29 protein-coding genes are annotated in these 25816 nt (G+C 38.5%); 13 read left to right on the top strand and 16 right to left on the bottom strand.

Annotation, left to right across the window (positions count from 1 at the left end):
• Positions 1 to 418: 418 nt before the first annotated feature.
• The 5 genes from ALPR1_RS04680 to ALPR1_RS04700 are packed head-to-tail and all read left to right on the top strand — an operon-like array spanning position 419 to position 4651.
• Positions 419 to 1660 carry a dihydroorotase gene (locus ALPR1_RS04680; protein ID WP_008198808.1) on the top strand — a complete coding sequence of 414 codons (1242 nt, stop codon included), beginning with the start codon at positions 419 to 421 and terminating at the stop codon, positions 1658 to 1660.
• On the top strand, positions 1653 to 2165 hold the full coding sequence (locus tag ALPR1_RS04685) for a DUF4199 domain-containing protein (protein WP_008198810.1): 513 nt from the start codon (positions 1653 to 1655) through the stop codon (positions 2163 to 2165). Before ALPR1_RS04680 ends, ALPR1_RS04685 begins: the two co-directional genes overlap by 8 nt.
• Positions 2166 to 2171: 6 nt before the next feature.
• A complete protein-coding gene (locus tag ALPR1_RS04690) occupies positions 2172 to 2720 on the top strand; it encodes a DUF4199 domain-containing protein (RefSeq protein WP_008198811.1) in 549 nt (182 codons plus the stop codon).
• A gap of 6 nt (positions 2721 to 2726) precedes the next feature.
• Positions 2727 to 3689, top strand: a complete 963-nt coding sequence (locus tag ALPR1_RS04695; protein WP_008198812.1) for a glycosyltransferase family 2 protein — start codon at positions 2727 to 2729, stop codon at positions 3687 to 3689.
• The gene (locus ALPR1_RS04700; RefSeq protein WP_008198814.1) at positions 3689 to 4651 is read left to right on the top strand and encodes a glycosyltransferase; all 963 of its coding nucleotides are present in this window, start codon (positions 3689 to 3691) and stop codon (positions 4649 to 4651) included. The genes ALPR1_RS04695 and ALPR1_RS04700 overlap by 1 nt, the downstream gene beginning before the upstream one ends.
• Here ALPR1_RS04700 and ALPR1_RS04705 read toward each other — a convergent pair whose 3' ends face one another.
• Positions 4652 to 5413 (bottom strand): class I SAM-dependent methyltransferase, encoded by a 762-nt coding sequence (locus ALPR1_RS04705; protein WP_008198815.1) that lies wholly within the window; start codon positions 5411 to 5413, stop codon positions 4652 to 4654.
• A 166-nt stretch (positions 5414 to 5579) separates the two neighbouring features.
• On the opposite strand from ALPR1_RS04705, the gene ALPR1_RS04710 reads away from it, so the two are divergent.
• A complete protein-coding gene (locus tag ALPR1_RS04710; RefSeq protein WP_008198816.1) occupies positions 5580 to 7073 on the top strand; it encodes a TolC family protein in 1494 nt (497 codons plus the stop codon).
• 56 nt (positions 7074 to 7129) lie between these two features.
• Here ALPR1_RS04710 and ALPR1_RS20505 read toward each other — a convergent pair whose 3' ends face one another.
• The 8 genes from ALPR1_RS20505 to ALPR1_RS20880 form a co-directional block, all read right to left on the bottom strand.
• A complete protein-coding gene (locus ALPR1_RS20505; RefSeq protein ID WP_008198817.1) occupies positions 7130 to 7306 on the bottom strand; it encodes an Arc family DNA-binding protein in 177 nt (58 codons plus the stop codon).
• Complete coding sequence (locus ALPR1_RS04715; RefSeq protein WP_008198818.1) at positions 7299 to 7796, bottom strand: YdbT family protein; 498 nt, start codon at positions 7794 to 7796, stop codon at positions 7299 to 7301. Before ALPR1_RS04715 ends, ALPR1_RS20505 begins: the two co-directional genes overlap by 8 nt.
• 2 nt (positions 7797 to 7798) lie before the next feature.
• On the bottom strand, positions 7799 to 8650 hold the full coding sequence (locus ALPR1_RS04720) for an SPFH domain-containing protein (protein ID WP_008198820.1): 852 nt from the start codon (positions 8648 to 8650) through the stop codon (positions 7799 to 7801).
• 120 nt (positions 8651 to 8770) lie between these two features.
• Positions 8771 to 9727 carry a signal recognition particle-docking protein FtsY gene (ftsY, locus tag ALPR1_RS04725; RefSeq protein ID WP_008198822.1) on the bottom strand — a complete coding sequence of 319 codons (957 nt, stop codon included), beginning with the start codon at positions 9725 to 9727 and terminating at the stop codon, positions 8771 to 8773.
• Positions 9728 to 9815: 88 nt separating this feature from the next.
• Positions 9816 to 9968 (bottom strand): DUF4295 domain-containing protein, encoded by a 153-nt coding sequence (locus ALPR1_RS20510; protein ID WP_008198823.1) that lies wholly within the window; start codon positions 9966 to 9968, stop codon positions 9816 to 9818.
• Between the two features lie 36 nt (positions 9969 to 10004).
• Positions 10005 to 10187, bottom strand: a complete 183-nt coding sequence (gene rpmG / locus ALPR1_RS04730; RefSeq protein ID WP_008198824.1) for a 50S ribosomal protein L33 — start codon at positions 10185 to 10187, stop codon at positions 10005 to 10007.
• 30 nt (positions 10188 to 10217) lie between these two features.
• On the bottom strand, positions 10218 to 10460 hold the full coding sequence (gene rpmB / locus ALPR1_RS04735) for a 50S ribosomal protein L28 (protein ID WP_008198825.1): 243 nt from the start codon (positions 10458 to 10460) through the stop codon (positions 10218 to 10220).
• A 102-nt stretch (positions 10461 to 10562) separates the two neighbouring features.
• Positions 10563 to 10721 carry a DUF5522 domain-containing protein gene (locus ALPR1_RS20880; RefSeq protein WP_161599217.1) on the bottom strand — a complete coding sequence of 53 codons (159 nt, stop codon included), beginning with the start codon at positions 10719 to 10721 and terminating at the stop codon, positions 10563 to 10565.
• A 76-nt stretch (positions 10722 to 10797) separates the two neighbouring features.
• Here ALPR1_RS20880 and rocD point away from each other — a divergent pair, with 76 nt between their 5' ends.
• From rocD to ALPR1_RS04765, 6 genes are all read left to right on the top strand, one after another.
• A complete protein-coding gene (gene rocD, locus ALPR1_RS04740) occupies positions 10798 to 12033 on the top strand; it encodes an ornithine--oxo-acid transaminase (RefSeq protein WP_008198826.1) in 1236 nt (411 codons plus the stop codon).
• 1 nt (position 12034) lies between these two features.
• The gene (locus ALPR1_RS04745) at positions 12035 to 12688 is read left to right on the top strand and encodes an HAD family hydrolase (protein WP_008198827.1); all 654 of its coding nucleotides are present in this window, start codon (positions 12035 to 12037) and stop codon (positions 12686 to 12688) included.
• A gap of 1 nt (position 12689) precedes the next feature.
• Positions 12690 to 13658, top strand: a complete 969-nt coding sequence (gene hemB, locus ALPR1_RS04750) for a porphobilinogen synthase (RefSeq protein WP_008198829.1) — start codon at positions 12690 to 12692, stop codon at positions 13656 to 13658.
• A 521-nt stretch (positions 13659 to 14179) separates the two neighbouring features.
• Positions 14180 to 15475: an ammonium transporter gene (locus tag ALPR1_RS04755; protein ID WP_008198831.1), complete on the top strand. Its 1296-nt coding sequence runs from the start codon at positions 14180 to 14182 to the stop codon at positions 15473 to 15475.
• A 102-nt stretch (positions 15476 to 15577) separates the two neighbouring features.
• A complete protein-coding gene (locus ALPR1_RS04760) occupies positions 15578 to 16750 on the top strand; it encodes a porin (protein ID WP_008198833.1) in 1173 nt (390 codons plus the stop codon).
• A gap of 292 nt (positions 16751 to 17042) precedes the next feature.
• Positions 17043 to 17402 (top strand): hypothetical protein, encoded by a 360-nt coding sequence (locus ALPR1_RS04765; RefSeq protein WP_008198835.1) that lies wholly within the window; start codon positions 17043 to 17045, stop codon positions 17400 to 17402.
• A 49-nt stretch (positions 17403 to 17451) separates the two neighbouring features.
• Here ALPR1_RS04765 and ALPR1_RS04770 read toward each other — a convergent pair whose 3' ends face one another.
• Both ALPR1_RS04770 and dnaK read right to left on the bottom strand, forming a co-directional pair.
• Complete coding sequence (locus ALPR1_RS04770) at positions 17452 to 17826, bottom strand: co-chaperone GroES (RefSeq protein WP_008198837.1); 375 nt, start codon at positions 17824 to 17826, stop codon at positions 17452 to 17454.
• Positions 17827 to 17911: 85 nt separating this feature from the next.
• Entirely contained in the window at positions 17912 to 19831 is a 1920-nt protein-coding gene (gene dnaK, locus ALPR1_RS04775; protein ID WP_008198839.1) for a molecular chaperone DnaK, read from the bottom strand.
• A gap of 438 nt (positions 19832 to 20269) precedes the next feature.
• On the opposite strand from dnaK, the gene ALPR1_RS04780 reads away from it, so the two are divergent.
• Positions 20270 to 21079 (top strand): MOSC domain-containing protein, encoded by an 810-nt coding sequence (locus ALPR1_RS04780; RefSeq protein ID WP_008198841.1) that lies wholly within the window; start codon positions 20270 to 20272, stop codon positions 21077 to 21079.
• A 46-nt stretch (positions 21080 to 21125) separates the two neighbouring features.
• Here the strand turns inward: ALPR1_RS04780 and hemE are convergent, their stop codons facing one another.
• The 5 genes from hemE to ALPR1_RS04805 form a co-directional block, all read right to left on the bottom strand.
• Positions 21126 to 22148, bottom strand: coding sequence for a uroporphyrinogen decarboxylase (hemE, locus tag ALPR1_RS04785; RefSeq protein WP_008198842.1), 1023 nt, complete (start codon positions 22146 to 22148; stop codon positions 21126 to 21128).
• Positions 22149 to 22266: 118 nt separating this feature from the next.
• On the bottom strand, positions 22267 to 22803 hold the full coding sequence (locus tag ALPR1_RS04790) for a hypothetical protein (RefSeq protein ID WP_008198843.1): 537 nt from the start codon (positions 22801 to 22803) through the stop codon (positions 22267 to 22269).
• 95 nt (positions 22804 to 22898) lie between these two features.
• Positions 22899 to 23426 carry a hypothetical protein gene (locus ALPR1_RS04795; RefSeq protein WP_008198844.1) on the bottom strand — a complete coding sequence of 176 codons (528 nt, stop codon included), beginning with the start codon at positions 23424 to 23426 and terminating at the stop codon, positions 22899 to 22901.
• Positions 23426 to 24010 (bottom strand): hypothetical protein, encoded by a 585-nt coding sequence (locus ALPR1_RS04800; protein WP_008198845.1) that lies wholly within the window; start codon positions 24008 to 24010, stop codon positions 23426 to 23428. The genes ALPR1_RS04795 and ALPR1_RS04800 overlap by 1 nt, the downstream gene beginning before the upstream one ends.
• A 32-nt stretch (positions 24011 to 24042) precedes the next feature.
• Positions 24043 to 25815: an ABC transporter ATP-binding protein gene (locus tag ALPR1_RS04805; RefSeq protein ID WP_008198846.1), complete on the bottom strand. Its 1773-nt coding sequence runs from the start codon at positions 25813 to 25815 to the stop codon at positions 24043 to 24045.
• Position 25816 lies beyond the last annotated feature (1 nt).

The raw sequence follows: 25816 nt of genomic DNA on the forward strand, positions 1-25816 counted from the left end.
CAAGAAGAAACTTTTGGATGAAATCGAATGGATTCAGTGCCGAAAGCAAAGGGGTTACAACCGGGAGAGTAGCCCGCGATAATTATCGGGGGCCGCCACATTATTCAAGCCAGCTATATCAGCTGGCTTTTTTTTGTTAATCCTCTTCCTAGCATGTAGTGACAATGGTTGTTTCTGCCGTAGCTTCGTAGGAGTAAAATTGAGATGGGTTCCAAGAAGAAACTTTTGGATCAAATCGAATGGATTCAGTGCCGAAAGCAAAGGGGTACACCCGGGAGAGTAGCCCGCGATAATTATCGGGGGCCGCCACATTATTTAAGCCAGCTATAACAGCTGGCTTTTTTTTTGTTAAATTCAATACCTTTTCCATTTTTCATTTTTATAATATTGTTGCAGTTTTGTAGCAAAGTTCAAATACATGTCAATTCTCTTTCAAGGATTAAAGGTGATATCTGCCAATGAGGTTCAAAAACCTCAAGATTATGTTTTTCATAAAGGAAAATTAGAGTTAGCATCTTCAGATGATTTGCCATCAAATCTAGAAACTATTGATTGCTCCCAAATGCTTGCTTCTAAAGGTTGGGTCGATCTACGATGTGGGGTAGGAGAGCCAGGCCTTGAGTACAAAGAAACAATTGACTCTCTTTGCCAAACTTTAATTGGAAGTGGCTTTACCGCAGCTGTAATCCTTCCCAATACAGAGCCTGTCATCCAAAGTAAAAATGACGTTGACTTTTTAATCAATAGGTCTAAAAAATATTCTGTTGATCTTTTTGCTCAAGGGGCAGTGACGAAGAATACGGATGGAGAGAACCTAACAGAAATTTTGGACATGCACCATCAATCAGGTGTCAAGATTTTTGGAGACGGCACTAAGCCTCTTTCTAATGGAGATAGGTACATGAAAATCCTTCAATACCTTCAGAAATTCGATGGAGTTCTATTTGACCATGCTTATGACCCATTGCTCTCTATCTTTGGACAAATGCATGAAGGAGATAATTCTACTATGTTAGGAATGAAAGGTATTCCTAGCTTAGCGGAAGAGGTCGCCATTCAAAGAAATATTGAAATCTTAAAATACACGGGAGGGAAAGTTCATTTTCAAACCATCAGCTCTGCTAAGGCAGTTAGCCTGATCCGTCAGGCGAAAGAGGAAGGTTTGAATGTAACATGTGATGTCTCCATCTACCAATTGTTGTTTACAGATAATGACTTGATGGACTTTGATCCTAATTATAAAGTGAAGCCTCCTTTTAGAAGTGAATTAGACAAACAAGCCTTATTAGAGGGGGTGAAGGATCATACAATCGATGCGATTGTTTCTAATCATCAACCTCAAGATTATGACTCCAAATTCATGGAGTTTGATCTTGCTGCTTTTGGAATGATTGGTTTGCAGACCTTTCTTCCTGCTATGGTTAAACTAGAAAAGGAATTAGGTTGGCCATTGTTAATGGAAAAAGTAGGAGGGAAGCCTTCGGAGATTATAGAGTTACAGAATGACTCTTGGACGATTTTTAATCCTAATGAAGAATGGCTTTTTAACCGAAAGACAAATACTTCTAATTCACAAAATTCTCCATGGTTTGATCAAAAGTTAACTGGAAGAGTTAATTATGTTATTCAAAAGGGGGAATTAATTAAACTCGATGAATAAGTATTTTAAGTCGGCCTACTTATTTGGAGTACTTGGCGGTGTTCTAGGGCTTGTTTCGTTTTTGGTTCTTTCTATATTTTATGAGGATCCTACCACGCTCAACCTTGTCTTCGGGTATGTTATAACTCCTGTATCCATATATTTGGCGTTACGATATTTTAAAGACTATTTTAATCAAGGCTACCTTTCTTTTGCAGAAGGAATGAGTGTTGGTTTTGTAACTTACATGCTCTTAGCAATTATTTCCTTTCTAGGGATCTATGTTGTTTTGGCGATCAGTCCTGATTTCTTTGAGCTAATAAAAGAAAATAAGGTTCAGACATTAATAGATAGTCGAGAAACCATTGTTTCTCAGGTGGGAGAAGCCTCATTTAATGCTACCTTAGATAGTGTTAAAGAAATGGTGAATTCTGATGTGGCCTTGAATGACGCAATTTGGAAAATCATTCCTGGACTGTTTTTTACTATTATTATTTCTATTATTTTGAGAAAAAACCCTAACTAATATTTTATGGAAGAGCAACAAAGTCCCTTTAAAGCCGCGATCCAACCAGGTTTAACAATCGGTTTGGTGTCCCTAGCGATTACTTTTATTGCATATTTTATTGATGCAACTCTCTTAGGCTCGGCTTGGTTTGGCCTTATTGCCTTGGTCGTTTTCTTTGTTTTGATTATTTATTTTGGGAGACAATACAGAACTGAAATAGGTGGCTTTATATCTTTCGGTGCTGCTTTCAACTTCAGTTTCATAGCTATATTGATCTCAGGTATTATCAGTTTAATAGGACAGGTCTTATTATTTCATGTCATAGATCCTTCTCTCCCTGGGGTTTTAAGTGATTTGGCATTTGAGAATAGTCTGAAGATGATGGAGAGTTTTGGGGCGTCTGCTGATTCGTTAAGTCCTGAACAACTTGAAGAAATGAAAGCCAGTACTTCAAATCAATTCACACTTAGTGGCCAATTGATGGGATTTGGTATTGGAATAATTATTTATGCGATTATTGCTCTAATTTTGGCAGCTATTCTTAAGAAAAGAGATAAATCTCTGGATTATTAATAAACCATGCTTCAAATTTCCGTAGTAGTTCCCGTTTTTAACGAAGAGGAATCATTAGCTGAATTAACTCAATGGATTAGCCGTGTCATGAATGACCACGGCTTTTCTTATGAGGTAATATTTATCAATGATGGGAGTACCGATGCTTCATGGGAAGTAATTAATTCCTTGGTGGCAACAAATCCCTCAGTTAAAGGGCTGAATTTTACGAGAAATTATGGGAAGTCAGCTGCTTTGGATGCTGGCTTTAATAAAGCAACTGGTAAAGTAGTGATTACCATGGATGCTGATCTTCAGGATAGTCCTGATGAGATTCCAGATTTATATAGCATGGTCAGTGAAGGTGGCTTTGATGTAGTTTCAGGTTGGAAGAAAAAACGACATGATCCAATCAGTAAAACTATCCCCTCCCGATTTTTTAACGCTGTGACAAGATGGATATCAGGGATCAAACTCCATGACTTTAATTGTGGGCTAAAAGCTTATAGCAATAAGGTGGTCAAGAATATTCAGATTTATGGAGAAATGCATCGTTACATTCCTCTTTTGGCCAAATGGAATGGTTTTACCAAAATTGGTGAAAAGATCGTTTCTCATCAATCTCGAAAATATGGGTATTCCAAATTCGGGATAGAACGCTTTTTAAATGGATTTCTTGATCTGATTTCCGTTTCATTTGTGCATCGGTATAAAAAGAAGCCTATGCATTTTTTTGGCCTGTTAGGTACGCTTTCTTTTTTCTCAGGCTTTATCATTACTTGCTGGTTGATATTCCAAAAGGTCTATGGAATAAAAATGGGGCTACCTGTTCGTGAGATTACAGATCAGCCCTTATTCTTTTTAGCTTTGGTGGCTTTAATCATCGGTGTTCAGCTTTTTGTAACAGGCTTTATTGCAGAATTAATGACGTCCAATCAATCCAAGGAGGCTGAGTATAAAGTAGACGAGGAGCTTAATTTCAATTATTAATGTTCTTTTCGGTTATAATACCGGTCTTTAATCGCCCAGAGGAATTAGCTGAATTACTAAGGAGTCTGAGTCAACAATCATTTAGGGATTTTGAAGTTTTAGTGATGGAGGATGGTTCTACCATTGATTCTCAATCTATCATTGAGCAGTTTAATGAAAATCTGACCCTCTCTTATATTTATCAGGATAATCAAGGGCAAGGATTTGCCAGGAATGACGGGATGAAGCACGCTAAAGGGGAGTTCTTTGTGATCTTGGACTCTGATGTCATTTTACCAAATAATTACTTAGAACTCCTTAAAAAGGCTGTCAGCGAAAGGAATTTGGATGCATTTGGTGGCCCAGATGCTTCAAATTCTGATTTTAGTATACTTCAGAAAGCAATGGATTTTGCAATGACCTCTTTTTGGACTACTGGAGGAATCAGAGGAAAATTAAAAGATCCCTCAAAATACCAAGCAAGAGGGTTTAATATGGGCGTGTCTAGAAAAGTGTTTCAAATCATTGGTGGTTTCTTAGATCCCAATCAAGGAGAGGATATTGAGTATAGTATCCGAATCAAAAAGGCAGGATTTAAGCTAGAGCTAGTGGAAGAGGCCTTTGTATATCATAAGAGGAAAAACACCTTGTCTTCATTTACCAAGCAAGGATTTTCCTTCGGAAGGAACCGGGTAAATGTCTCCAGGTTTCATTCTGATGCTATTAAAGCAGTTCACTTCTTACCCACCATGTTTCTGTTGTTCTGTATTTCTTGTATTGCTACTTACTTTTTATTTAGCCCAATTTTTTATCTACAGATGCTGATATTATTGTTTTGGGCCGCTGCAATAATAATTCAGTCGAGCCTTAGATATAAGTCTATAATCGTTGGAGGATTAAGTTTGGTTACTTCGGTGATGCAACTATGCTCCTATGGGAGTGGCTTGGTTTATGAATTGTTTAGGAAGCAGGTTTACGGTTGATCAGCCTTTGCTACAGACAAAAATTATCTCATTAGGTGGTAGCGCGTATTTCTTGATCTTATCTGCGGGGAGATTTTTCACAAATTTATTTTCCTCCATGCCGATTCCAGATTTCCTTAATCGCTCGGCATAATCATTTCCATATTTTCTGACATGATCGCGCTGTCCAAAGATTCGCTCTCTTTCAGCCGGCTCGGTCACGCTGGAATCTTCTAAAGTATGTTCAAGTGGATAAACTGGAGATTGGATGATACCCCATCCATTGGCTTTCAAAACACGATTGATTTCTGAACATGCCTTCAAGTCATCTTCTACATGTTCCATGACATGGTTGCAAAAAACCACATCAAAAGTATCCTCCTCGAAAGGTATTTCATGGACGTCCATTTTGACTTTTGCTAGTGGTGATTCCAAGTCAGCTGTGACATAATCTAAATTCTCTAATGCTTCGAATCTTTTTATGAAGCAATGCTCAGGAGCAATATGAAGTACCTTTAATTTGCCGGTAAAAAAGTTGGTCTTTTCTTTTAGAAATAACCACATCAAACGATGTCTCTCCAAGGAAAGGCAGTTTGGGCAAAGTGCGTTTTCCCTAGCAATTCTTCCGTAAGGCAGGAACTTTTTGTACTGGTGATCGCATACTGGGCAAGTTACATCCGAGCCTTTATTGGTCAGTGCCAGGAACTTCATCGCAATCGGACTGACCCGTTGTAAAAATGGTCTGGGTATGTACCGGATGACAAAACTGATAATGTTTTTCATAGCTTATTTTTTCCGGGTACAAGTTACTCAAACTAGCACTTTGAGCCCAGATCTTTAGATTCTTTTAATTCTTTAGGAAGTTTTAGCATTTGAAAGGCAAAAGTCTTTTGGTAAAGAATAATCTCTCATTATTTTAGTTCAATTCTTTTAATCCATATAACTGCACATGAAATATTTTTGCTTTCGATCAGTTCTTGCTGTTTCAATTTTGCTTTTAGGGTCTTCTGTTTTTACTGAAACCTGTGCTCAAGATTCGGTTTCCTATACGCTTCAAGAGATGGTGCAGCGGGCTAAAGATCGCTCCCCAGCTTCATTAAGAGCCAAAACCGCCAGGGAAAATAGATATTGGCAGTACAGGCAGTTTAAGTCGAATTATAATCCTCAGCTACGTTTAACAGGTACTATTCCGGCCTATTCACAAGCCTTCAATAATGTAACTCAACCTGATGGTACTATTGAATTTAGACCGGTGAAGCAAAACTTGGTTGATTTGGGCTTAGGGCTTCAGCAAGTTATTTCTCCTACCGGTGGAATGGTGTCAATCAATACTTCAACAAGCCGGTTTGATAACTTTTTGGCTGGAGACAATGAAATCCAAACAAGGTGGTCTGGTATCCCTATGAACGTTAGTTTGGATCAGCCCATTTTTGCATACAATCCTTATAAATGGGATAAGAAAATTATGCCCTTATTATTTGAAGAAAGTAAGAGGGAGTTTGTAGAGGAATCGGAGCAAATTTCCATGATGGTGACGGAGTTATTTTTTAACTACCTGATCGCACAGGTTAATTTTGAAATTGCTACTCAAAACCTCAAAAATACAGAGCAAATCTTCGGTATTGAGCAAAAGAGGTACGATTTAGGAGCCACTTTTGAGGATGAGCTTTTGCAGGTAGAATTACAAACTTTACAAGCAAAGCAAGATTTGGCAAAAGCTAAATTGGACTTAGAGAGTTCTTCTTTGGCGGTCAACTCTTTTATCGGCCTAAATCAAGCAGCGAATATTTTGTTAATTCCACCTTCTGAAGTTCCCGAGTTTGATGTGGATGTTAATGAAGCGATCGAGTATGCTTTTCAAAATAGATCTGAAGCATTGGGTTTTGATCGGCAACTTATTGAAGCGGAAGCCACAGTGGCAGAGGCCAAGGGTCAAAGAATGCAAATGAATCTTAGGGCGAGTTATGGATATAATAATGCAGCATTTACGCTGTCTGATATCTATCAAAATCCAAATACCCAAGCGTTGGTGAATTTAGGAATCTCTGTCCCTATTCTGGATTGGGGAAGAAATAAATCAAGAATGTCAATAGCCAAGGCCAATCAACAGTTTGTGGAGTATACGGTAGAGCAGGAAACGATCAATTTTGAGCAAGAGATATTCACGAAAGTCAGAAACTTTTTAATGATACGTGAGCGAATCAATGTGACAAGAAAATCTGATGAGGTAGCGGAAAAGCGTTACCAGATTGCATTGAATAGGTATCAGACAGGGAATGTGACTGTCACTGACTTAAATATTGCACAAGGGCAAAAAGATGATAATAAAAGGGCTTATTACAACTCTTTAAAGGAGTATTGGATGGCTTATTTTGAATTAAGAGCCCTGACTTTATATGATTTTGAGAATGATCAACTTCTTTATATCCCTGAGGAGGAATAGGTTTTCTTTTCAAGAAAATTCATGAATTAGAGAATAGTAAATAGAGATTGATGTATTTAATCGTCTGAGCCGGAAGGTCTCTTTTTAGGGGACCTTCCGGCTTTTTTTAATGCTTCATGGATGATCCATTCCAGCTGACCATTGGTGCTGCGGAATTCGTCAGAAGCCCATTTTTCTACAGCCTTCATCATGTTTTCATCTAGTCGAAGTGCAAATGGCTTCTTTTTAGGCATTTTCTTCCTCCTTCCAATATTGGATAAATGATTTTAGTTTTCGTTTTTCGGCTGTTCCCAATAAGATTTTTCGCTTTTCTCCAATATCAATTAGCAAACCCTCATCCCCCAGAATGTTATATAGTTTGGTGGTTTTATTTCGTTTCATTCCCCATCCACCGTAGTCAAACAATGGGTTGAAACTGATTACTTGAAGGCTTTTGATTTTTTCTTTGGGAATGGTTCTCCAGTTTCTGATGAATGGGGAATATTTATAATGAATTCCAGAATGGTCAATTCTCGTCTTTAAGGATATGTTCAATAGGAGCATAAAGACTAAAACCATGATTACCATGACGAAAAAAAGGGCAATCCCTATTTCTCGCCTGTCTTCAGATGTAAAGAAAAGCACCAACATTAAAACTAATGTCGGTACTTCGGTAAGTAGGACCATGTACATGACCCAAGAACCGCGATAGGATTGCTCTTCATTGTAAACTTGGTAACTCATTTCTATTGATTTAGAGTGCCCACATTTAATACTGGGCTTGCGCTTTTATCCGAACAAAGAACTACCATTAAGTTAGATACCATCACTGCTTTTTTATCATCATCAAACTCGATGATGTCTTTGATTTTAAGATCTTCCAAAGCCATTTCCACCATTCCCACAGCGCCTTCGACAATTTTCTGTCTAGCTGCAACGATGGCTGTAGCTTGTTGTCTTTGCAACATGGCCGAAGCAATTTCCGATGAATAAGCCAAGTGAGAAATTCTTGCCTCGATCACTTTGATTCCAGCATGATGTAATCTTTCACTGATTTCTTGTTCTAGAGAATGATTGACATCCTCTACCCCAGAACGTAAAGTGATTTCTGCCTCTTCATCCTCAAAATTGTCATAGGGATATAAACCTGCCATTTTTCTGATGGCCGCATCTGATTGGAGGTGAACAAAATTCTCATAATCATCTACATCAAATGTCGCTTTAAAAGTGTCCTCCACCTGCCAAACTACAATGGTACCTATAAGTACAGGATTACCGATTTTGTCATTTACTTTGACAGGCTTGTTTTCAAAGTTTCTCACTCGAAGTGATATTTTCTTTTTGGTCATAAATGGGTTGACCCAATAGAACCCGTTGGCTTTGACACTGCCTTTATAATCTCCAAAGAGTAAAAGTACCATGGCTTTATTAGGTTCAACGATAAAAAACCCTGCTATAGAAATAAGTGCTACTATCACAGATAAGATTCCCACTATTATCATTAGTTGCTTAATAAACAATGCAACTGCAAATACAAGCAAGCCCAATACAAACAGGATCATAAAATATCCTGACATAGGTTTTGTTATTTTTTCCATGTTATTATGATGTTAAAATGATATCATATTAAATTACGGTAAAAGAATTGGTAAAGTTTGAAAAAATAGCAAAAAAAATACCCCGAGGTTTTCGGGGTATGTCATTTAGAATGGTTTTTCTTATTTTTTGGAGAAGAGGGAGTCTACAAATTCCTTCCTGTTAAATAGTTGAAGGTCAGTCATCTTTTCGCCCACGCCAATGTATTTGACAGGTATTTTAAATTGATCAGAAATCCCGATTACTACACCACCTTTGGCTGTCCCATCCAATTTAGTGATTGCAAGAGAAGTGATTTCGGTCACCTTTGTAAATTCTTTTGCTTGAATAAAGGCATTTTGTCCAGTGGACCCATCTAAAACTAATAGAATTTCATGAGGTGCATCTGGAATAAATTTCTGCATAACTCGCTTAATCTTACCCAGCTCATTCATAAGATTGACCTTGGTATGAAGTCTACCTGCAGTATCTATGATCACTACATCAGCCTGGGTATCTACCCCTTGCTTCACCGCATCAAATGCTACGGAAGCTGGATCGGTATTCATGCCATGCGAGATCACTGGGACACCTACACGATCTCCCCATAAAATCAATTGGTCTACAGCTGCGGCTCGAAAAGTATCTGCAGCTCCAAGGATTACATTTTTGCCAGCAGATTTAAATAGGTTGGCCAGTTTGCCAATAGTGGTAGTCTTGCCTACGCCATTTACCCCAACTACCATGATAACGTAAGGCTTTTTGCCTTCAGGGATATCAAAATCAAGTAGGTCTTGCGTATTGTTCTCCTCTAAAAGACCGGATATCTCTTCTTTTAGAATTTTATCCAGTTCTTCCGTATTGACATATTTGTCTCGCGCTACGCGCTCTTCGATTCTGTTGATTACTTTGATCGTAGTGTCTACGCCTACGTCAGAGGTGATCAGAATTTCTTCTAATTCATCTAAAACTTCCTCGTCAACTTTAGATTTTCCAACTACAGCTTTGCTGAGCTTGGAAAAGATGTTTTCGCTAGATTTTTGTAAGCCTTGATCTAGACTTTCTTTCTTGTCTTTAGAGAAGAAACCAAAAATTCCCATGGTATATTAATTAAGCCGGAATATAACGAAAAAGTCCCTGCTGACCTTAGACCAGAGGGACTTAAATGCATGAAGATGCACTTGGCACTTATTTACTTAAAGTTTCCTGTACCAGAGTGGAAGGAACCATTTCTTCTCTAAAGGTGTAAGCACCAGTTTTATCAGACTTTACAGCCTTGATGACCTTAGCGTATGTTACACCGTCTTTTTTCTTAAGGGTTGCTACTACTTTCTTAGCCATATCTTTGTCGTTTTACAGGATAAATCCTGAGCTAAATTACTTAATTTCTTTGTGAACAGTAACCTTCTTAAGAATTGGGTTGAATTTCTTCAATTCCAATCTCTCAGTGGTGTTTTTTCTGTTCTTCGTTGTGATGTATCTAGAGGTACCTGGCATGCCAGAGTCTTTATGCTCTGTACATTCCATAATCACTTGTACTCTGTTTCCTTTCTTAGCCATCTTCGTGTTTTTTTAAGGTCGTGACTTTGATTATCTGATTACGATCATGCCAGATTCCTCAGCTTCTTTCAAAACTGCAGAAATTCCTTTCTTATTGATAGTCTTCAATGCCTTAGTGCACACTTTAAGTGTGATCCATGCGTCCTCTTCAGGAACGTAGAAAGTCTTCTTGTGAAGATTTGGGTAAAATCTACGCTTGGTCTTGTTGTTTGCATGGGACACGTTGTTACCTACGCGAGGTCTTTTTCCGGTAATGTCACAAACTTTTGCCATGATATAATATCGTAATTTGTATGCGTTTCTGTAATGAGTCTGCAAATATCGGAACTTTTTGGTAATTAACAACAAAGCGTTCCGAAAATATTCCCAATTTCTTTAACCTTTTGGGTAGGGACAGTGTTTACAGCCGTTTCCGCAGCAATAACCCCGTTTCAAATGATACGTTGCAGTAAATACCATCAACCCATCTTCATTAATATAGTAATCTTCAGGTTCTAAACAAGTTTGGTTTTGGTTTGTCTTTTCCTCTTTCATATCTAGGGAGTACAGCCAATTATCCTATTTTTGCCTGTAAGAAGTTGAAGTTTTGAAATACAAAAATAAACAAATCATGCAGACTATCACCTCAAGTCAAGAAGCGATTGAGTTAGAAAATAAATATGGAGCGCATAATTACCATCCGCTACCCGTAGTTTTATCCAAAGGAGAGGGTGTCTTTTTGTGGGATGTAGAAGGGAAAAAGTACTATGATTTCCTCTCTGCTTACTCAGCGGTTAATCAAGGCCATTGCCACCCTAGGATTTTGGAAGCTTTGATAGCTCAGGCGAGTCAGCTTACCCTTACCTCGAGAGCCTTTCATAATGATGTGCTTGGGCCTTTTGAGAAATATTTGACTGAGTATTTCGGTTTTGATCAAGTGCTACCAATGAATACGGGGGCTGAAGGAGTAGAAACAGCCATAAAAATTGCTCGAAAGTGGGGTTATGAAAAGAAAGGTGTAGCTGAGAATCAAGCAAAAATCATCGTTGCCGAGGGGAATTTTCATGGGCGTACGACTACCATCATTTCTTTTTCTAATGATCCCGTGGCTCGTGAAAATTTTGGACCATATACTAAAGGCTTTATAAAAGTACCTTATGATGACGTAGAAGCTTTAAAGTCTGCTTTATCAGACCCAGACGTAGTAGGTTTCTTGGTGGAGCCAATACAGGGAGAAGCGGGTGTCTATGTTCCTCATGAAGGTTATTTAGCTGCAGCCAAAGCAGCTTGTGAGGAGAAGAGCGTACTTTTTATCGCTGACGAAATTCAAACCGGGATTGCAAGAACAGGTAAGTTATTGGCTGTGGATCATGAGAATGTAAAGCCAGATATGTTGATTTTAGGAAAAGCGATCTCCGGAGGTTTTTACCCAGTATCTGCTGTGTTAACAAGTACTTATATTATGAGTGTAATCAAACCTGGTCAGCACGGCTCTACTTTTGGAGGAAATCCCTTAGGAACTAAGGTGGCTATGGCTGCATTAGAAGTAGTGAAGGATGAAAAACTTGCAGAAAACGCGGAAAAATTAGGCGTGGTTTTCAGAGATAGGATGCAGCGTTTAGTTGAAAAGTCAGAGTTGGTGAAACTTGTAAGAGGTAAAGGGTTGTTAAATGCAGTGGTGATCAACGATTCGGAAGATAGCTCAACAGCCTGGGATATTTGTGTAGCGCTGAAGAACAATGGGCTTTTGGCTAAGCCAACCCATGGAAATATTATTCGGTTCGCTCCACCATTGGTCATGACAGAAGAACAGGTTCACGAATGCTGTGATATTATAGAAAAGACAATTTTAGATTTTAAAAAGTAGTATGCTTAAGGCAGTAATCTTTGATATGGATGGTGTGATTTGTCATACCAATCCATATCATTCCAAGGCATTTCAGATATTTTTCCAAAAGAGAGACTTAAATCCGTCTGAGGAAGAGTATCAAGAGCACATGTATGGAAAGAACAATGGCTATATATTAAGTCATTTCTTAGGGAGGAAAATAGAAGGGGAAGAGTTGCTGGAGTTGGAGGATGAAAAGGAAAGTTTGTTTAGAGAAATATATAAGGATGAAGTGAGCCCAATTCCGGGTTTCATGGAATTCTTCGAGGCCTTAAAAAAACAACAATTGTTAGTAGGGGTGGCGACTTCGGCACCAAGGGCTAACTTGGATTTGATCATTAATACCTTGAAGATTGGATCAAAGATGGATTCTCAATTAGCTTCAGAGGATGTGGTTAAGCACAAGCCTGATCCTGAAGTCTACCTGAAAACTGCCAATAAAGTAGGGGTTAAGCCTGAAAACTGCCTAGTGTTTGAAGATTCCTTTTCCGGAGCATCGGCGGGATTAAATGCAGGGATGAAGGTGGTAGGAGTCTTGTCGAGTCATACCAAAGAAGAATTACCAGAGTGCCACTTATATATAGAGGACTATAATTCGATAGATATTGAAGTGGTGAATACCTTATTTAAATAATATGCAAAGAAGACCTAGGAGAAATAGGAAGTCGCAAGCCGTCAGAGAGCTTGTGGAAGAAACATCTGTCTCAGTAAAGGATTTGATTTTCCCCTTGTTTTTGGTGGATGGAAATAAGAAAAAAATCGAAGTGGGTTCCATGCCCGGAATTTACAGGTATTCTGTTGATACGATGCTTTCGGAAATTGAGTCCTGCCTTAAATTAGGAATCAAGTCTTTTGATGTATTTCCTGCCTACCCGGAATCTTTGAAGGATAGTCAGGCCAGCGAGAGTTATAATCCAGAAACGTTTTACCTTAAAGGACTAAGAGAAATCAAGAAACAGTTTCCTGAAATCTGCTTAATGTCTGATGTTGCCATGGATCCTTATAGTAGTGATGGTCATGATGGCATAGTAAAAGACGGTAAAATTTTGAACGATGAAACGCTTCAGGTTTTAGGTAGGATGTCTTTGGCCCAGGCAGACGCAGGGGTGGATATATTAGGACCTTCTGATATGATGGATGGAAGAGTGGGGTTTATCAGGGATCTACTTGATGAGCATGATTTTAAGGATACTTCTATAATGTCCTACACTGCCAAGTATGCCAGTGCATTTTATGGGCCCTTTAGGGATGCGTTGGATTCGGCTCCTAAGTTTGGTGATAAAAAGACTTATCAAATGGATTACTCCAATACAAAAGATGCACTGATAGAGGCGGACCTAGATGTAGAAGAAGGAGCTGACTTTTTGATGGTAAAACCAGCTTTATCTTATCTCGATATCATAAAGCTATTGAATGATAATTATTCTTTGCCTATTGCAGCCTATAATGTGTCTGGGGAATATAGTATGGTGAAGGCTTCTGCTGCAAATGGATGGATTGAATCCAATCGTGCAATGGTTGAGATCTTGACCAGTATCAAGCGTTCGGGGGCAAAAATCATATTAACCTATTTTGCCAAAGAATTTGCTGAATTGAGCCAATAGTACTTATTAGTTGTATTTGAAATTAGAAAAGCCGGTTTATCCGGCTTTTTTTATGAGTAAGGGTATTATTTGAACCCATTTTTTATAAAACAGCAAAAATTTTTTACTGATGTGATAAAAAAAATATCATAAACATGAAAATTTATGTTTTTCATAAAATCTCCTGTTTGATGGAAAATCCTGTTAGAAGGGAAAAATAAGAATAATATTCTGTTTCGAATTTAAAAAAAATAAGAAGGTTTTGAATTGCCCTTTTTGGAATCGATTTCAAAGAATAAATAATACCCTTTCCAAATAATATTTTTTTATTCAACACTATTGCGATATAGTTTGTTTTTGGTCAAAAATTGAAAATTCATTAAAAATTGGGTAAAAATTGAACCTGTTTTCAATATAAATATGTAAAAATTGTAAAAACGGTATTTTTTTATTGCTAATAATCTGTTTACATTCGATTCTGTTTCAAATATAAAACCTATCGAAAATTTTGAAATAAGTTCAAAAGTTAAATAAAACCTATGATGAATTTTGTACCCCTGTTGGCCCAAGAATCGGCCGCAACAATCGATGTAAGCGCTCAATTGACGCAAAATCTCCTGACGACAAACAATGTTTGGATGATGCTATCCACCGCTTTGGTGTTTATCATGCACCTAGGGTTTGCAGGAGTTGAGGCTGGATTTGGTCAAGCCAAAAACACAGTGAACATTTTGTTCAAAAACACGATCACCCCGATCCTTGGTATTATTACTTATGCTCTTGCGGGCTTTTACCTGATGTACCCAGGATTTGAAACTCCAGGGTGGTTTGGTTTCGATGCAGCCGGATGGAGTATGTTCTGGTTTTCTCCAGGAGATGCAGATGTGACAGCAGCTTATGCAGATGCTGGCTACACTTACTGGACTGACTTCTTATTTCAAGCCATGTTTGCCGCAACTGCTGCAACAATTGTATCTGGTGCTATTGCTGAACGTGTGAAGCTTTGGTCTTACTTAATCTTCACCTTGTTTTTTGTAGGTATAGTATATCCTATAATAGGTAGCTGGAAGTGGGGCGGAGGAGCTCTTGATGCAATGGGATTCTATGACTTTGCTGGTAGTACTTTAGTTCACTCTGTAGGTGGATGGGGAGCATTAGCAGGTGTGATTCTCGTTGGGCCTAGAATTGGTAAATATGTAAATGGTAAAACTGTAGATAAGCCTGGTGCTTCTGTTCCATTGGCTGTAATAGGTGTATTCCTTCTTTGGTTAGGTTGGTTTGGATTCAATGGTGGATCTGTACTATCTGCTGATCCAGGGCTAGTTTCTTTTGTTTTAGTGACTACAAGTTTAGCTGCTTGTGCAGGTGGATTAGGAGGCTTTTTGGCCGGATACTTTGTCTTTAAAAGACTAGATCTGGGAATGGTCTTGAATGGAATCTTGGCGGGCCTAGTGGGTATCACCGCAGGAGCTGATGTGATCAATCCTGGTTCAGCCGTGATCGTTGGGTTTATTGCCGGTATTCTAGTTGTTCTTTCTGCTGTTCTTTTGGATAGTTTACGTCTTGATGATGTAGTAGGAGCTGTTTCTGTTCACTTGACTTGTGGAGTTTGGGGAACATTGGCAGTAGGTATTTTTTCAACCAACCCAGACCATTCATTCATTACACAATTGATAGGAGTAGCCGTTTGTGGTGTCACTGCCTTTGTGTCTGCTTTCGTGATTTTCTATGTACTAAAAATGACTATCGGTATCAGAGTGTCTGAAGAGCATGAGAAGAGTGGATTGGATTCACATGAACATGGAATTAGAGGTTACACTATTGTTTATGACGAATAGTCAAATCTCCTTACTGTCCTGCCATGAATTAAGCTTGGCTTCTTTCAATGGCAGGTTAGTACACCCTTTAACTATCAAAAACCAACATATTAAAAATAAAAAATGAAAAATATTAAATTACTTATACTCGCAATTCTTTGTTCAGTTTCGACCTACAGTTTTGGTCAAGAAGAGGAAGAGACTTCAAAATTCACATTTTCAGGTTCTGTGGACGCTTACTTCAGAACGAATTTCAATGCTCCTAACAAAGGAGAAAATTTTCAGGCTCCAGGAAGTTCATTTGGTAACCTGCCAGGGTTCTCTTTAGGTATGGCGAATATCATAGCTACCTATGAAGGTGAGAAAGTAGGTGCAGTAGCTGACTTGGTTTTCGGACCTAGAGGTGAGGATGCGGTATTCGGTTCTCCATTATATGCTGGAGGAATGGCAGGAAGTTCGCAGATTATTAATCAATTGTATGTGTACTGGAATGTCAATGATGTAGTAACTCTGACATTAGGAAATTTCAATACCTTCCTAGGTTATGAGGTTATTTCTCCTACTGGAAACTTTAATTACTCTACCTCTTATATGTTTAGCTACGGACCATTCTCTCATACGGGTTTGAAAGCAGACTTTGCGCTTTCTGATAACTGGTCTTTAATGGCTGCGGTGATGAACCCAACAGATATGACAGAGTTTAATCTGAATGGTACTTATACATATGGTGCTCAGCTTGGGTATTCTACTGAAGCAGGAAGTACTTATCTGAACTTCGTATATGGTGATCAAGATGGAAAATTGGATGTAGATGCAGGTGGTTTAGCTCCAGGGCAAACTTCTATGGGGAATACTTTCCAAGTAGATTTAACAACAGGTTTTAACCTAAGCGAAGCTTTGTATTTAGGTGTTAACACAACTTACAACACTACTTCTTCTGGAGAGGTGTTTAACGGAAGTGATGCTCAGGATGTAGATGGTGATGGTTCTGGATTCTATGGGTTTGCGGGTTATCTGCAAGCAAGTACTTCTGAGAATTTCGCAATTGGTTTGAGAGGAGAATATTTTAGTGTATTCAATAACGGCCTTGATGGGGTTGTTGGGTTAGATGGCGAAGGTGATGGAAATGTTTTTGCGGTTACCCTTTCAGGAAATGCTAAAATTGGAAATAACCTGACATTAATTCCAGAATTAAGATTGGATACTATGGGTGAAGATGACTTCTTCATGAATAAAGAATTGGCAGGAAGTAAAAGTTTGTCGTCATTTTTACTTGCGGCAGTTTTTGCATTCTAAGAAATAAACAGGGTCTATTGTCAATAAAGCCGGGGTGATTTTCATCCCGGTTTTTTATTTTTTGTCACTTTTTGGAATTTGGAAGGGTTCTCCATTGCCTTCTATTCTGAGTTTTTCTGCAATATTTTAATTTTTAGGATTGCTTAGAAACCATATTTTTTTAATGATATATGAAAAAATTAAAATTATATTTTTGATATCCGTCAAATTGATTAAATAAATTTTGATTTTTTTGAAACCTATGGGTTGATTTTCAGTATATTTTATTGAACGTCAACCCAATTACAAAACAATGAAAAGACCGTTTTTATTTCTAGCGGCCATGCTAATTGCAATCAGTTCTTACTCACAGAATCTGACAGGGCCAAAGGCCAAGAATGCCAAGATTTCTGAAAAAACTAAAAATTCTATTGCTGTAGTTTATTACGATCAACCCCAAGACTTAAAGGGACCAGCGGCAAAAAATGCTAAAATCTGGGATAAATCCGGAAAATTATGGGGCATTTCCACTCGGAAAAACATTAACAACCCTAAAGGATTAAAAGCTAAAAACAGAAAAGTTTGGGAAGATCCGGAATTTGCAGCGACTGGTTCCAAAGCCAGTTATAAATTACCGAAGTCCATGAGGAAACGAAAATTCTGGTGGCATTAAAAAAATGAAGCCCGGCTCAGCCGGGCTTTTTTATTGCTATTTTTTTATCCTAAAGATCTTGCTCTCTTTCAAGCATCAAAATAGAACTTTGGGGAACGACAAAGTATTTTTCACCTTCATAGATTACTTCAAAAGAACCAGTTTGTAAAAAGATTGCCAAGTCTCCTTCCTTTGCTTGAAGTGGTACATATTTTACAGCTTCTTCCTTTTCCATCCAAGGCTCATGGTTGTCAGTAGCCATTGGGATAGGATATCCGGGTCCAGTTTTGATGATATATCCTTGCTGAACCTTCTCTTTTTCCTGAACACCTGGAGGCAAGTAAAGTCCTGAGCCAGTTTTCTCGCTGGGCTTCTTCAATTTAATAAGTACGCGGTCTCCCACGACGATCAAATTTTTCAACTTGTTATCTGCTGTCAGTTGCATGGTTTAATTAGCCTTTGATTTGTCTTGTAACAAATAACGGCATCTGCCTTTCAACAGATGCCGTTTTGAGTTGGTTTAGCAGAAGTTATTTCTTGTCTTCGCTAACTTCTTCATAATCTACATCGGAAACTCCGTCTCCATCTTCACTTGAACCTGCCTCAGCATTTGCATCTGGCCCTGGTTGAGCACCTTCAGCGCCTGCGGCATTGTACATTTCTTGAGAAGCAGCTTCCCAAGCTTTGTTCAATTCTTCCATCGCACCGTCAATACCTTCTAGGTTTTGAGCTTGATGTACAGACTTCAAGTTTTCAAGAGCTGAGCTGATAGCAGTTTTGTTTCCTTCAGAGAGCTTGTCTCCGTATTCTTTCAACTGCTTTTCAGTCTGGAATACCAGGCTGTCAGCTTGGTTAAGCTTCTCGATTTTTTCTTTTTCAGCTTTATCAGAAGCAGCATTCGCTTCTGCTTCATTCTTCATTCTGTCGATTTCCTCTTGAGAAAGTCCAGAAGAAGCTTCAATCTTAATTTTTTGCTCCTTACCAGTTCCTTTGTCTTTTGCAGAAACATTCAAGATACCGTTTGCATCAATATCAAATGTTACTTCGATTTGAGGAACACCTCTTTGAGCAGGAGGAATATCAGAAAGTTGGAATCTACCAATTGTTCTGTTGTCCTTCGCCATTGGTCTCTCACCTTGAAGTACGTGGATATCTACTGCAGGCTGATTGTCAGCAGCTGTAGAGAATACCTCAGACTTTTTGGTAGGAATGGTCGTGTTGGACTCGATCAATTTCGTGAATACTCCGCCCATAGTTTCGATACCCAATGAAAGTGGCGTAACATCCAATAAAAGAACGTCTTTCACTTCACCAGTTAATACCCCACCTTGGATAGCAGCACCGATCGCTACTACTTCATCAGGGTTTACACCCTTAGAAGGCTTCTTACCGAAGAATTTTTCTACTTCTTCCTGGATTTTAGGAATTCTTGTTGATCCACCTACCAAGATTACTTCGTCAATATCAGAAGCGCTTAGTCCAGCATCATTCAATGCTTTTTTACATGGATCCATGGATCTTCTTACCAAATCCTCAGATAATTGCTCAAACTTAGATCTGCTCAAGTTTCTAACCAAGTGCTTTGGTCCAGACTGAGTAGCAGTAATATATGGCAAGTTAATCTCAGTAGAAGAGGAGCTAGAAAGTTCAATTTTAGCTTTCTCAGCAGCTTCCTTCAATCTCTGAAGTGCCATAGGATCTTGTCTTAGATCAATTTGCTCTTCTCCTTTGAACTCGTCTGCAAGCCAGTTGATGATTACTTGGTCAAAGTCATCACCACCTAGGTGAACATCACCATTGGTAGATTTTACTTCAAAAACGCCATCACCTAATTCCAAAACAGAAATATCGAATGTACCACCACCAAGGTCATACACTGCAATCTTCATGTCTTTGTCTCTATCATACCATAAGCAAAGCTGCTGCCGTGCTCGTGATGATACGTTTATACGTTTTACTTCCAAACCTGCAATTTGTCCTGCCTCTTTGGTCGCTTGACGCTCAGAGTCATTAAAATATGCCGGAACTGTAATCACAGCTTCAGTTACTTCTTGTCCCAAGAAATCTTCTGCAGTAGACTTCATTTTCTGAAGAATCATAGCAGAAAGCTCTTGTGGAGTATATGATCTGTCACCGATTTTTACTGCGATAGTGTCATTTGATCCTTTTTCTACTTTATAAGAAGCATGTTTCTTTTCTTCAGAAACTTCGGAAAACTTCTTACCCATAAATCTCTTTACAGAAGAAATTGTATTTGCTGGGTTCGTAATTGCTTGTCTTTTAGCAGGGTCACCTACTTTGCGCTCTCCGTTACCGTTGTCAAGAAAAGCGACAATAGAAGGAGTAGTTCTTCTTCCTTCACTATTCTGGATGACTACAGGTTCATTACCCTCCATCACGGCTACGCAGGAGTTGGTGGTACCCAAGTCAATGCCGATAATTTTTCCCATAATTATATTTGTTTATTAGTTTCAATGAGTTACATCTCCCTTTCTTCAAGGGATGTGCCATTACTAAAATTTGAGGATTTTGTGTCAGATTGGCAGAAAGACTGGCAGGTATAAATTTATTCTCCTCCAGATATGTCACCTTATAACCTGCGTCACTTCATTTCTGACAGATTTTTTTATTTTTTCACGACAGCCTTGCAACCTTCCTCTGACAATTGGCATCTACTTTAATATGAGGCGGGATTTTTTTCGACATAACCGAGAAAGGTATAAGTGGTTATTGGTGTTTTTACTAGGCACCCTATTGATTCAAATTAATATACAGTTTGATGTATTTCCTTTTTGTCTAGAGTATTTGAAAACCTCTATTTCAGAATTTAGTTCTTCGATTTTTCTGGGTTAATACAGTTAATACTACTGATTCTCTTATTTTTAAAGATGAATCAAAATCTAACTATTAAGGATATTTTTATTTATCCTATTAAATCTCTTGGAGGTATTCGAGTGGAGGAAGCGTATGTAGAGGAAAAGGGTTTGCAATACGACAGAAGATGGATGTTAGTGACTCCTGATGGAAATTTTATCAGCCAGCGAAAGTTACCTCAACTGGCCTTGTTGCAAGTGGTATTAGCCCAAGATGCCTTATTGGTTTTTGATAAACGTAACCGTTCAAAACAGATCAGAATTCCTTTTGATTCCACCACCGGGAAAACCATTCAAGTTCAGGTATGGGATGATTCCATGGATGCGGAACTGGTGGGAAATGAATTTGACTTTTGGTTCAGTAAAATGCTAGGGACTGAAGTGCTTTTGGTGAGGATGCCTGAGAAAACAAAGAGGCCTGTAGATAGAAAATATGCTAAAAATGGTGAAACTGTCAGTTTTGCTGATGGCATGCCTTACTTAATTATCGGGCAATCTTCCTTAAATGATTTGAATTCTAAAGTTTCCGAAAAAATAACCATGGATAGGTTTCGGCCGAATGTGGTTTTCTCTGGAGGTCCCGCTTTTTTTGAAGATCAAATGAATTTCATCAAAATAGGTGATATAGGATTTTCTGTAATAAAGCCTTGTGCCAGATGTGTCATGATCACGGTAGATCAAAAGTCTGGAGAAAAAGGAAAGGAGCCATTGAAAACATTGGCTGCATATCGTAGTAAAAATAATAAAGTGCTATTTGGGCAAAATATGGTTGCTATGAGTTTTGGGAAAATCCAGGTTGGGGACCCATTGCTTTTGATGGATTGAAAAAATAAACCCTGAATAAATGACTTATTCAGGGTTTCTATTGGATTTAGAATCCTTTTACTGTTTCTATAAATACTTTTACCTTTTCTGGTTTGATGTCTGGGTAGACTCCATGTCCGAGGTTAGCGATATGTCTTTTTCCTTTAAACTGCTCCATCATTTCTAAAGTCGCAGATCTTACTTCTTCTGGGTTACCATAAAGTGCCGCTGGATCAAGGTTACCTTGAAGCGTTTTATTTGCCCCGATTAGTTTATACGATTCTTCAATTCCCATATTCCAGTCCAGCCCTATAGTTTCGCAATTCAATTTCCCCATTTCCTCTCTGGCAAAAAATGCTCCTTTGGCAAAAACGGTAACAGGGACCTCATTGATGGCATCACAAATTTGAGAAATGTATCGATGAGAAAATTCCAGATATTGTTTAGGGCCTAAAATTCCTGCCCAGCTATCAAAAACTTGAACTAAATCTGCTCCCGCTTTTATCTGAGCTTTTAAATAATTGATCGTACTATCTGTGATCATTTGCATCAACTGGTGTGCAAATGCAGGTTGGGTGTAAAGGATTTCTCTTGCTCTAGAAAATGTCTTGCTACCACTTCCTTCTACCATGTAAGCAAAAATAGTCCATGGTGCTCCGGCAAAACCGATCAATGGAACTCTACCATTTAAATTTTTCTTGGTGATTTCTATTGCTTTGATGACATAGCTTAAGTCATTAGCTCCATCCGCAACTCTCAATTTCTTTAGATCCGCTTCTGTTCTTACAGTCTCTGGAAACCAAGGCCCTTTTTTTTCTATCATTTCATAAGGGAGTCCCATGGCTTCTGGGATCACCAAAATGTCAGAAAAAATGATCGCTGCATCCACTCCTAATAAATCAACAGGCTGAATGGTAACTTCTGCAGCAAGCTCCGGAGTTTGAGCTAATTCTATAAAACCACTGACGCTTTCGCGGACTGCTCGATATTCTGGTAGTATTCTTCCTGCTTGACGCATGAGCCAAACTGGGGTTCTTTCCGTCTTTTCGCCTTTGGCCGCTCTCAGCAATAGATCATTTTGTAATTCCATGCCGCAAAGATAACAGCCAAATTAATTTTGACACTGAAAAAATTGAACATAAAAAAAACAGGACTCTCGCATGGCAAAAATCCTGTTTGTGGTAATCAGTTGGTTTAGGTAGTGTTATTTATTTTTTCAATTCTATTTTTGTAAAATCTTCATCTGTTAAACCTAAGTGTTTGGTGACAGCTTCATAATCTGTCCAGTCAATTCTAGCGCCTGAGAAATCTCCAGGAACCACTACAACTCTAAATAGTTGATTGTCTGTCCAGTCTGATGTCAATAGACTATAATCTAGAGGTCCATCTAGAAATACGCTAAAATCACCACTTGTAAAGTCGTAATTGTACATCAAAACGCCTTCTTCGAAGAAAACTGTTTGAGGTAAAGCTCTCCAGATCGGAGTTCCACCGTCGTTTTCCCACTGGATGAAAGCCAATACAACATCACTTTCGACTATAGCTGGATCAAAGGTGAATATTTCTTGGTACCCATTCCCATCATTGAAGTCCACTTCAACCTCAAAAACTTCTGAAACTATATTTACCCCGTCTTGGCCATCAAAACCATCTAATCCAGGAGGTCCTTGTGGCCCAACAGGACCTTCACATGCTTGGAATGAAATGATCCCTATCAGACCAAGGATTGCAGTAATTTTTCTCATTTTGGCGTGGTTTAGTTGAAACATATATCTTTTCACGGTAAGAGTGGGACTTTGGTTGGTTAATCTTACTAACTAAGCCTGTTAAAAAACGTGAATTAATTATCAGCTTTGATCGGAGCAATTACCTGAACCTCGGTCTCAGATATAATTTTATCAATGAATATGCCAGTAAGTTCTAATTGATGATTTTGTGCAAATTCCTTAAGCTTTTTTTGTACAGTTGTAGGGTTTGGCATAACCCATTTACTGCTTTTAATTGTGGCTAGAAGATATTTTGACTCCTTAAAACTCATGGTTTCAAAATTCTGTACAGGCAATGGTTGATCAATTCCCACAAAAACTTCCATGGTGTCCAGCTTTCCAGCGGGCTCAGAATAGTAAATGGTATGTAATTTCGATCCAGGATGTAGGTCCATTTCTGTTTCTACAGAATTAAAGGCTTCTTCCAATTTGGGGTCTTGAGGAGTACCTCTATAATTTAAACCAACTAGTGTAGGAGGTGATTGATCTATGACTTGGATGTCAATAGGCGCATTGCCTCCCAATCGGTTAAATCCCCAATAACCAATACCTGTCAAAAGGATCAGGGTGATTAGGATAACAGCAAACTTTTTACTCATCATTAGAAAAGGTAACGGACACCGATGCCACCTTGAGCTTTAAGATGGCCAATGCGATCCACTAGCTCCATAAAAACCCCGAATTCTGCAAAAACATTCATGGGTAGGTCTGAAAAATAATACTCAGAACCAATAAATGCCTCAGGACCGAAGTCCACATTAGTCCGCTCATCTTTTAAGAGATTTCCATTACCTACTTGCTCAACCGTATAGCTATAGGTTACTCTATTTGTTCGAAGCTGGATTCCAGCTCCACCATAGGCTAATAAATAGCCTTCGGTGATCCCGAAACTATCCGTAAAATCTTCATGGTATGCTGAACGGACATTGAAAGAAAGTCCTTTTTTGACGCCATGACTGATATAGAAGGCATTTGATTCCGGTGGGTTGTTTTCAAAATCCCTTTGGTAATAGCTAGATCCATTTACACCAGCACTACCTATCATTCCTTCTATGGAAATATAATCGCTGATAAAATCTTTATAAGTAATAGAAAATGGTTCTCCTACACGTAGGCCTACTCCTCTTTCTTGGGAAAAAGCTAATACTGGGATAAATAAAATAAGCGCTAGAATTCTAAATTTCACTGGGTAATCTATTATATGGTTTATTAATCTTTTTAAATCGCCATGGTTTTTAACTGCATCTGATGAAGTTGGGTGTAAAAACCGCCTTGCTCCAGCAGGCTATCATGTGTGCCTGTTTCCACAATCTCACCTTTATGAAGAACGATAATTTTGTCAGCTTTTTGAATAGTTGATAATCTATGGGCAATGACGATGGAAGTCCTACCTTTCATCATATTGTCAATTGACTGTTGAATTAATTCCTCGGTTTCTGTGTCCACAGAGGAAGTTGCCTCATCCAGAATGATGATTTCTGGATTATAAACCATCGCTCTTACGAATGAAATCAATTGTCTTTGTCCCACAGATAAGGTGGCTCCTCTTTCCATGACATTATATTGAAGTCCTCCAGGAAGCCTTTCTATAAACTTTCGGGCCCCCACTTGATCCGCAGCATACCATACTTGCTCTTCTGTGATATCTGGGTTGCCTAAGGTGATGTTATAAAAGATCGTGTCAGAGAAAAGGAATACATCCTGAAGTACTACTCCTATATGTTTTCTCAATATCCCCAATTCAAAATCTTTGATATCATTTCCATCGACCGTAATAGAACCTTTGTTTATTTCATAGAAACGAGAAATCAAGTTTATTATTGAGGACTTTCCTGCGCCAGTTGCCCCGACAAGAGCCACTGTCTGACCGCTTTTTACCTCAAAATTGATGTCTTTTAATACATATTCCTCATCGTTATAGGCAAACCAAACATGTTCCAACTTTATGTTTCCTTTGACAGAATCTGGTCTTAAATCTCCTTCATTATCAATATGCTCTTGGTTATCCAAGAGTTTGAAAATTCTGGAGGAACTTACCACACCCATTTGAAGTGTATTGAATCGATCGGCAATCATTCGAATTGGGCGGAAGAATAACTGGAGGTACATGATAAATGAAATCAATACTCCGACTTGAAGCTCCATTCCCAAAACGCCTACGGCACCATACCATACTACTAAACCAATGCCTATCGCTTGAATAATTTCGGCAACAGGAAAATAGATGGAGTAATAAAGGACAGATTTAATATGGGCTGCTCTATGCTCCCGATTGATTTCTTTGAATCTAGAAAACTCTCGTTCCTCTCGATTGAATACCTGAACGATGTTCATACCTGTAATGTGCTCCTGTAAGAAAGAGTTGAGGTTAGAAACCGCATTACGAACATCATTAAAGGTGACTTTGATTTTTTCTTTGAAAATATAAGTGGAAATAATCATTAATGGCAGTGTACATAAACTCACCAAAGTCAGTTTCCAATCGATATAAAACATGACAGCTAAAATCGTGACCAACTGAAGTAAATCACCGATAATAGCAGCTAAACCTTCACTAAATACATTGGCGAGGGTTTCGATGTCAGACACGTTTCTTGTGACGAGTCTTCCTATAGGTGTGTTGTCGAAGAATTTGAGTCTAAGTTTTAATAGGTGTTTATAAAGATTGATTCGAATGTCTCGAATGATCACCTGCCCAATCCAGCCTGAATAAAACGTATGAGCCCATTGAACCAGTGCTTGTAAAATCAACAGTCCTACTAAGATGTAGATGATTTGAAGCAAACCTACGCCATCACCTTTTGCCACATAGTCATCTATCGCTACCTGTATAAAATAAGGGCGTGTAGGTGCCAATGCAGCTAGGGCTACCGTAAGGAAGATCAGGAAATAAAACTGGAGACGGTAGGGCTTTACATGTCGGTAAAGCTGCTTTAATACCTGGGTGTCTACAATTTCACCGGATGAATGTTTTTCTTTCTCTAAACTCAAA

It is taken from the genome of Algoriphagus machipongonensis (assembly GCF_000166275.1).
In the GTDB taxonomy this organism is placed as follows: domain Bacteria; phylum Bacteroidota; class Bacteroidia; order Cytophagales; family Cyclobacteriaceae; genus Algoriphagus; species Algoriphagus machipongonensis.